We start from the raw sequence: 6,339 nt of genomic DNA, 5'->3' as shown, positions 1-6,339 counted from the left end.
CTCATGGCCTGTACCCGAGTCGGGACGCAACCGTGATGTACGTGTCGAACCGCGGTGAGGGCTCCGTCTCCGTCGTGGACTTCACGACCCGCCAGGTTCGGACCACGTGGCCGATCCGCGGTGGGGGTAGTCCTGACATGGGCGGGGTGTCGGCCGACGGGTCGGTCCTGTGGCTGGCCGGCCGTTACAACAGCGAGGTCTACGCGATCTCGACGAAGGACGGCAACCTGCTGGCACGGATCAGGGTCGGTCCGGGTCCACACGGCGTCTGCGTCTGGCCCCAGCCGGGTCGTTACTCCCTCGGCCACACCGGCATCCTGCGCTGACCGGTACGAATCTGTTGCGACCATTTAGCGTGGGCCCCGGAAATGGTCGCATTTTGAATGGGTGAAAGCCGTGCGCGCGGCTGGGATCCGGGTTATCTTTCATATGTCCACGTTGGCTGTCGGCCTGCCGCCCCTTCGGGCCTCCGGCGGCGCGAAGGGAGCTGTGGTCGCGCTGCTTGTGGCTGGCTAGACCCCTGACCCGGCCCGGAGTGATGCAAATGCGTGTTTCTTGTCGCCATGGGTTCGTTCGATGAACCGACCCACGGACTGGGCTGTTCTCGATCTGGATGCTGATCCCACGCCCGGGGATCCGTTCTCGGTACGAGAACTGGCACGGAAGTTCCTGGAATTCGCCGCCGATGTAGATCATGCTAGTGAAAATCTGACGGCGATTACCACCTCCTGTGTTGCAATATCGTGGCAGGGCGAGTCGGGTACTGCCTTTCGCGACGAGTTGGCCGAGTTCCCCGGGCAGTTACAGAAGCTCGCGAATTCCTATCGGCTGGCGGGGAATGCGTTGAACGCGTTCAACCCGGATCTTGACGCGGCCCAGGCGCGGGCCGACAACGCGCTCGCCCGGGGACGGGACGCACGCGCCCGCCGGGACCATGCCCAGACGCTGGTCGGTCCGGCGCACATCGCGTTCACCTCCGCGGCGTCGACGGTATCGGAGCTGACCTCGGCGTCACATGGGTACCCGATCGACATTCCCCAGCCCGATCCGGCGCGGGTGGTGCAGGCGATTCGTAACCGCGATACCGTGCGGGCAAAACTCGACCTGGCGCAAAGCTCCGTCGATTCCGCTCAGGATGATCTGGATGCCGCCCGTCGGCTCGCTCTCACCGCGAAGCAGATGCGTGCGGATGCCGCGGCGACCTGTGTGCACGCGATCCGGAGCGCGTCGCATGCGGGCCTGAAGAACAGATCCTGGCATTCCTGGGCAGGATTGGTAGAACGTGCCGGCCGTTTCTGGCATGCCGCCGTCCGCGTCGCAAAAATCACCGTCGCAGTCCTGGGTGTCGTTGTACTGATCGTCGGCGGTCCGGTGGCGTGGGTCATCTTCGCCGCCGCACTCGTCGTCCTCGCTGACACTCTCATGGAATACGCGGCCGGCCGGGCATCCCTGTGGGACGTTCTGTTTGCCCTGGCCGACTGCATTCCCGGTCCGGTCGGTCTGACCACCACAGCCGGCGCCGCCCGGGCCGTCCGGGGCGCCAGGCAGTCCTTGCGCGATGGCCGAGCATTCGCCCGGATCTTACGGACCACGGGGCGTACCCTCCTGGCGGCGATGGCCGAGCGCCTCCGCGGTGGTCGCACCCGGACCACCAGCGTGCTGAGAAGACTGCTGCCTCGCGGCCGCCACCGAGTGGCGAAAGACGCTTTCGCCGTCACCGGCCCGGGTGAACGCGTGGCTGCTCGGCCTGCTGATCTGGACCACGCGCTTAGACCGTCCGACTCGCCGAAACGAAAGGTCGCCACCGACCTGGCCGAAATACCGGACGAAGCGTCTACCGCCGGACCCATGTCGAACCCGTGACGGTCGGCGAGGTGTTTGACGGGATGGTCGGTGGCACCCGACCGACTACCTTCGGCGCGGTTGGCTCGGTTATCATGATAATGATCTTGTTGAGGTGTCGGAGGAGAAGGTCGCGGTGGTTGTCGACGGATGGATACACACGTGGGTGCGGGCGGGGAAGGGGCGGTAGGCATGAGCGGTGTACGGAGATCGACGTCTGAGTGGAGGCCCGATCCGTCAATGCCAGGCGTCTCGGAATCCACCGCCGGCGCGGTTGATGCCGCCGAGATTCTGGGCACTTCGGTCGATTCGGACGCGACCTTCGAGCGAATCTGGTTCGATGACACATCCTGGGTCGACGTCGCACGCGGCTGGATGACCGGGGCTGACCGGCTCTACCGCGAGCTGACCGGGTCCGTGCCATGGAAACAGGGCGCCATGTGGCGTTATGAGCGTTATGTGACTGAGCCGCGGCTAACTTCGTGGATCTCTCGCGGTCGGCCGGTGCCGTACCCGGCGCTGGTCGAGGCCTACCGCGTGCTGCGGCGGCGCTACCAGGTCGACTTCGACGGGTTCGGACTGTCCTGGTATCGCGATGGTAATGACAGCGTCGCCTTTCACCGGGATCGGGAGATGCGGTGGCTCGACAACACGGTGATCGCGATCCTCACGACAGGTGCCCGCCGGCCGTTCCTGGTGAAGTCCCGCCACCTGGCGCCGGGACGGCGCATCCTGAATGACGACAGCGGTGCCCGTGACCTGCTACCGGGTTCGGGTGATCTACTTGTTCTCGGTGGCCGTTGCCAGGCTGACTGGTTGCATGCGGTCCCGAAGGTCCGTGGCGTGGTGGCTGGCAGGGTGTCCGTTCAGTGGCGCTGGACGTCGCGAACAGGCCGTCCCGAGCGAGGGCCCGGGTATGGCGCCCCCCGCACGTTCTCGCCCTGACGCTCTGGTCGCACCCGGACGGTTTCTGTTGTGCGGACGCTCTCTGCTGCGTCGTATGCCGGTCCAGGCCTGGCCGTTCCAGGCCCGGCCGGCGCTTGGTGCCGCCTGATTATGATCAGAACTGTGCTGCTTGACCGAAATCCGACGGATGCGCTGGTTGAGGAGGTCCTCACCGCTTACGACCTTGGAGCGGTACTAACCGTAAGCCTCCTGTGCGTCTCGGAGAACGTCACCTACCAGGTTGAAGATCCTGCAACGGGCCGTCGTTGGGCGTTGCGGCTGCACCGACCCGGCTATCATCGGTTTGAGGAGATCACTTCCGAGCTGCTCTGGACGCGGACGCTTCGGCGTAACGGCGTGGTGGATACGCCGCGGGTCGTACCGACCCGTCAGGGTGACTTGGTGGCCATGACCGCGCGTGACTCAGCCAGCTCAGGTGTGCACACCCAACCGCGCTATGCGGTGCTCTTCGATTGGGTGGCGGGATCTTCGCCGGAGCCATCCGATGCTGTGGGCCTCATGCGCGGTTTCGCCGCACTTGGCGAGATCGCGGCGCGGCTTCATCAACATGCTTGTGGCTGGCGGCGTCCGAGCGGCTTCACCCGGTTCGAGTGGACGTGGCGAACGACTCTGGGAGCGGACGGTCGTTGGGGTCGCTGGCAGGCCGGCACGTCGGAGGTCGACCCGGCCAGTGTTGCCGTCCTGACCCGGGCCGCCGACGAGATCCGCCGCCGGATTGAGCGGTTCGGCCGTGGCGCGGACCGGTTCGGGCTTGTCCACGCTGACATGCGGCTGGCGAACCTGCTGGTCAACGGGCAGGCGGATGAGCTCACAGTCATCGACTTCGACGACTGTGGGTTCACCTGGTACCTTTATGATCTTGCTGCGTCTCTGTCGTTCATCGAACATCTGCCAGCGGTTGGTGACCTGGTGGATGCCTGGCTCACCTCCTACCGGCGGCACCGGCCGGTGTCCGCCGACGAGGAGGCGATGGTGGCGACCTTCATCATGCTCCGTCGGCTGTTGTTGGTCGCCTGGCTGGGTTCGCATCCGGAGGCCGACGCGGTCGACAGTGTGACGCGGTATGTCGCGACATCGTGCGATCTTGCCGATGACTACCTGAGCGGAAGGTGTTGACGCACGACCGCTGCCGGCGGTCAGGTTGTTCCCGATCAGGTCGGCCGGGCCCGACAACGCGACACCCGCACGCCGTTGTGACCCCATCGTTTCCCTGTGTAGTAGCAGAAAGGTAGCGTCAGGCTGCGTGGAAGGCGTCACCCGACAGGCCAGAATGGCTTCACCGCTGGGTCCGTTGCTGCTGGTTGGTGACGACGTGACTCTGCGTGCAATCCACATGAACGAGCCGGCTGCCGGCCCGCCGTGGTTGGACGGTCTCGAGTCCGATCCGGTTGCGTTCCGTGATGTGATCGAGCAGCTCGAGGCGTACTTCATGGGTGACCGGGTCACCTTCGACGTACCGCTGCATCCGGTCGGTACACCGTTCCAGGAGGCGGTGTGGGCGGCCGTGGCAGCCATTCCCTATGGTACGACCCGGAGCTATGCCGAGATCGCCGCAGCGGTCGGACGGCCGTCGGCCTTCCGCGCGGTTGGGCTCGCCAACGGTCGGAATCCGCTTCCCATCGTGGTCCCGTGCCATCGGGTGATCGGTTCAAGTGGGGCTCTGACCGGGTACTCCGGTGGTATCGGCCGCAAGCGGCACCTTCTCGACCTTGAGCGTCGGACCCTTGCCCGTGGCGGTCACCTGAGCCCGGGTCAGTGCCATCCAGTCCCGGACAGGTCAGGCAAGGTCGCCGGCCAGCGCGGGTGAGAGACCGACCTGCCGTGACGTGCAACTTCGCTACTTTCGTTACGTAATGTAGCTTTTCGTTGTGGCGACGTAATTATTTGATCATGGTCTTTGTCGCGTGCCCGGCGGCCCCGTGGGAGCCTGATACCTCTGATGGAGGCCCGGGATGCGTGCTCCAACGGGATGCTTGTAGCACTGATTTTGACGGATAGCATTCGATCAACTACCCAATGATGACACAACTACATCTTGAAGCCGTGTTGTCCTCATGTGTCGACGGTGGCCGAGGGGCGCGTGATCGCCAGGGTCTACGGGGTACCGTGCTTGGACGCGGTTCGGGCGATGTCGCCAGGGGCGCCCCTTGCTACACCAACAAACGCTCCAAGTAGTGAAGTCGCTACTATTAGTAGATACCGAGCCGTTCTGGTCGCGGGTAGCACGAGCGCGGAAGGAGGAATGTGGTCGACGACATCCCGACGTTGCTCACCAACGTCGGCAGCGGGACCCAGCTGGCGATCCCAGGCGCACTGGTACTCCTTCCGGCATCCGATTCCGGGACGCCGGTGGCGGATCGCACCGCCTGGCAGCGTGCGGTGCTGCGCTCATGTCTCCCGCGTGCGGCAAAGCTCGTCGCGCTGGCTCTCGCAAGCCACGCGGTGGACGTGGCGACGATCTGCGAACCCGGCCAGCCGGCGCTGCCTGGACCCGCCGCGGTCTGTTCGCCCGGACTCGTGACGCTGGCCGCCGAGACCGGTTACAGCCGCACCCATGTGCAACGACAGATCCGGTTGTTGCGCGACCTCGGCTGGCTGATCGGTCTGACCCGGCCGGCCGCTCGCCGACCCGCAAGCTTCGTGCTGAGCATGTCCGACTCGGTCCGGGCGACCGCATCTGTCGCGCCGGCCCCAGTGATGCCGGCCCCAGCAGCTTCTGCCGTCGGCGGATCGGCCCGGCGCGCTCCCGTCCCGATCGGTGACGGCGTACCCGACAGCGCCGGGCCGCTGCCGCGTCAGGCTGGCGCACGGCCTTCCTCAGATCGCCCGAGTGCCGCTGCCCGGCGCCGTTCCCGCGTCACCGGCACCGCTGTGGCTAAGGCGCTGACGGGCATCGGGAACCTCTCGGCGGTCACACCCGGCCCTGCGCCGGCGCAGGAATCTTCAGGGTCCCCAAGCGCCGTGGTTGCACCGGTCGGGCTAGCGCCTACCGTCGTCGCACCTACCGTCGTCGCACCTACCGTCGTCGCACCCACCGCAGGCGGGGGCGAACCAGACCTGCCCGTAGTGGCAGAGCGCCTCGTTGCCGACGCCGCCGGCCAGGTCGTCGCAACGTTGGCCTGTGCGATGCGGCGCGATCCGGAGAGCCTCACCGTCGCCAGCGATCGGCTCGCCCGAATCTTGACCATCGGTCTGTGGAGCGCGGCGGAACTGGCCATGCATCTGGTGGACACCATCGGACCGAGCCTTGGAGCCGGCCGGGTTGACGATCCTGTTGATCACCTTCTTCGGCGCTTGGACCATCTGCCCGCGTCTGCGTCGGAGTGCCTGTGCCGCTCCTGCCGTTCATGGGTCACCGCGCCGGCTGGCGTTGCCCAGGGGGCTCCGTCCGCGGTCGGGGCGGAACGAGCAGCTCCCGCCAGCCTGCCGGGGCTTGCGGCGATCGAGCAGGCTGCGGCTGCCGGCGCCGCGCAGTCTCGTGTGCATCACGAGCGGACCAGTGGCGCGGCGTAGTTCGTCGCACGGCCGGTT

At 66.2% G+C, this 6,339-nt stretch carries 6 protein-coding genes; all 6 read left to right on the top strand.

Annotated elements, in window-relative coordinates:
* Window positions 1-326 (top strand): YncE family protein (locus U9983_RS25925; RefSeq protein ID WP_416211548.1); only part of this gene is annotated, 326 nt, incomplete at its 5' end.
* A gap of 250 nt (window positions 327-576) precedes the next feature.
* Window positions 577-1,863: a putative T7SS-secreted protein gene (locus tag U9983_RS25920; protein ID WP_322756521.1), complete on the top strand. Its 1,287-nt coding sequence runs from the start codon at window positions 577-579 to the stop codon at window positions 1,861-1,863.
* A 219-nt stretch (window positions 1,864-2,082) separates the two neighbouring features.
* Window positions 2,083-2,787, top strand: coding sequence for an alpha-ketoglutarate-dependent dioxygenase AlkB (locus U9983_RS25915; protein WP_322756520.1), 705 nt, complete (start codon window positions 2,083-2,085; stop codon window positions 2,785-2,787).
* 123 nt (window positions 2,788-2,910) lie between these two features.
* Complete coding sequence (locus tag U9983_RS25910; RefSeq protein ID WP_322756519.1) at window positions 2,911-3,924, top strand: phosphotransferase enzyme family protein; 1,014 nt, start codon at window positions 2,911-2,913, stop codon at window positions 3,922-3,924.
* 154 nt (window positions 3,925-4,078) lie between these two features.
* Window positions 4,079-4,615, top strand: a complete 537-nt coding sequence (locus tag U9983_RS25905; RefSeq protein ID WP_322756518.1) for a methylated-DNA--[protein]-cysteine S-methyltransferase — start codon at window positions 4,079-4,081, stop codon at window positions 4,613-4,615.
* Window positions 4,616-5,052: 437 nt separating this feature from the next.
* Window positions 5,053-6,321: a helix-turn-helix domain-containing protein gene (locus U9983_RS25900; RefSeq protein WP_322756517.1), complete on the top strand. Its 1,269-nt coding sequence runs from the start codon at window positions 5,053-5,055 to the stop codon at window positions 6,319-6,321.
* Window positions 6,322-6,339: the final 18 nt, after the last annotated feature.

Origin of the sequence: Protofrankia sp. Cas3 (assembly GCF_963555955.1) — a bacterium.
Classification (GTDB): Bacteria; Actinomycetota; Actinomycetes; order Frankiales; family Frankiaceae; genus Protofrankia.
The sequence above is the reverse complement of the archived record's forward strand: the minus strand, read 5'-3'. Positions and strand labels throughout refer to the sequence as shown.